1 protein-coding gene, 1 tRNA gene and 2 rRNA genes (1 of these 4 cut by a window edge) are annotated in these 1,982 nt (G+C 56.5%); 3 read left to right on the forward strand and 1 reads right to left on the reverse strand.

The features are described from left to right. The 3 genes from NKH89_RS22390 to NKH89_RS22400 all read left to right on the forward strand — a co-directional run. A 23S ribosomal RNA gene (locus NKH89_RS22390) occupies positions 1-1,268 on the forward strand; it begins 1,539 nt to the left of the window's first position. 96 nt (positions 1,269-1,364) lie between these two features. Next, positions 1,365-1,479: ribosomal RNA gene (gene rrf / locus NKH89_RS22395) — 5S ribosomal RNA — on the forward strand. 233 nt (positions 1,480-1,712) lie between these two features. Continuing rightward, a tRNA-Met gene (locus tag NKH89_RS22400) sits at positions 1,713-1,789 on the forward strand. Between the two features lie 112 nt (positions 1,790-1,901). Here the strand turns inward: NKH89_RS22400 and NKH89_RS35845 are convergent. Then, positions 1,902-1,982 (reverse strand): transposase domain-containing protein (locus tag NKH89_RS35845; RefSeq protein ID WP_502896927.1); only part of this gene is annotated, 81 nt, incomplete at its 5' end.

Below are 1,982 nucleotides of genomic sequence, written 5' to 3' on the forward strand. Positions count from 1 at the left end.
TATAGACCGTACCCGAAACCGACACTGGTGGACTGGTAGAGTATACCAAGGCGCTTGAGAGAACTATGCTGAAGGAACTCGGCAAATTGCACGCGTAACTTCGGAAGAAGCGTGACCCTTTCATGCGCAAGCATGGGAGGGTGGCACAGACCAGGGGGTAGCGACTGTTTATCAAAAACACAGGGCTCTGCGAAGTCGCAAGACGACGTATAGGGTCTGACGCCTGCCCGGTGCTGGAAGGTTAAGAGGAGGGGTGCAAGCTCTGAATCGAAGCCCCAGTAAACGGCGGCCGTAACTATAACGGTCCTAAGGTAGCGAAATTCCTTGTCGGGTAAGTTCCGACCTGCACGAATGGCGTAACGACTTCCCCGCTGTCTCCAGCATAGACTCAGTGAAATTGAATTCCCCGTGAAGATGCGGGGTTCCTGCGGTTAGACGGAAAGACCCCGTGCACCTTTACTATAGCTTTACATTGGCATTCGTAGTGGCATGTGTAGGATAGGTGGTAGGCTTTGAAACCTGGGCGCCAGCTCAGGTGGAGCCACCCTTGAAATACCACCCTTATCACTATGGATGTCTAACCGCGGCCCGTTATCCGGGTCCGGGACAATGTATGGTGGGTAGTTTGACTGGGGCGGTCGCCTCCTAAAGAGTAACGGAGGCGCGCGATGGTGGGCTCAGAACGGTCGGAAATCGTTCGCTGAGTGCAATGGCATAAGCCTGCCTGACTGCGAGACTGACAAGTCGAGCAGAGACGAAAGTCGGTCATAGTGATCCGGTGGTCCCGCGTGGAAGGGCCATCGCTCAACGGATAAAAGGTACGCCGGGGATAACAGGCTGATGACCCCCAAGAGTCCATATCGACGGGGTTGTTTGGCACCTCGATGTCGACTCATCGCATCCTGGGGCTGGAGCAGGTCCCAAGGGTATGGCTGTTCGCCATTTAAAGCGGTACGTGAGTTGGGTTCAGAACGTCGTGAGACAGTTCGGTCCCTATCTGCCGTGGGTGTAGGAATATTGAAAGGATCTGTCCCTAGTACGAGAGGACCGGGATGGACGGATCTCTGGTGGACCTGTTGTGGCGCCAGCCGCATAGCAGGGTAGCTATATCCGGACGGGATAACCGCTGAAGGCATCTAAGCGGGAAACCCACCTTAAAACGAGTATTCCCTGAGAACCGTGGAAGACGACCACGTTGATAGGCCGGGTGTGGAAGAGCGGCAACGCTTGAAGCTTACCGGTACTAATAGTTCGATCGGCTTGATCGTTCTCATTCCTAATGCCCATTTCTGGCGGCAATCCTTGGATTGCGCCGAGATGGATGGCACAGAAAACAGCTTCTCGAGCAACGTGCGTTTTGCCGACCTGGTGGTTATGGCGGAGCGGCTGCACCCGATCCCATTCCGAACTCGGCCGTGAAACGCTCCAGCGCTGATGGTACTTCGTCTCAAGACGCGGGAGAGTAGGTCGCTGCCAGGTCTGCCAAGCGCACGTTGTTTAATCTTCTCCTTACGAACAGGCCCGCCAACGGGGCTCCGGGCCGCGCAAGCGGCCCTTTCATTTGGCGGAAGCTTGAATTCAGTGAGCCAAGGCTTACTTCTAGGGTTGACGCGGGGTGGAGCAGCGCCCCATCCGCCCACAAAGGCCAAAGGCCTTGAGGACGGACAAACAAAAAAGCCGGGCTGCCCGGCCGGCGGTCGCCGTGAAGTTGACGCGGGGTGGAGCAGCCCGGTAGCTCGTCAGGCTCATAACCTGAAGGTCACAGGTTCAAATCCTGTCCCCGCAACCAAAGTACGAAAACGGCCCGCCTTGTGCGGGCCGTTTTCGTTTGCTCTGAAGTGCAGCGACAGGATACTCAGCGTTCCGCAGCCAATTTTTCGTAAGCGGGCAGCTGAGGCCGTTCAGCGCTGGTAATTCCATGGCATGAGGGCGTCGATATCGCTGTTTGGCCAGCCATTGGCAATGCGCTCGAGGGTCAGGGT

Origin of the sequence: Mesorhizobium sp. M0923 (genome assembly GCF_040319365.1) — a bacterium.
GTDB lineage: Bacteria > Pseudomonadota > Alphaproteobacteria > Rhizobiales > Rhizobiaceae > Mesorhizobium.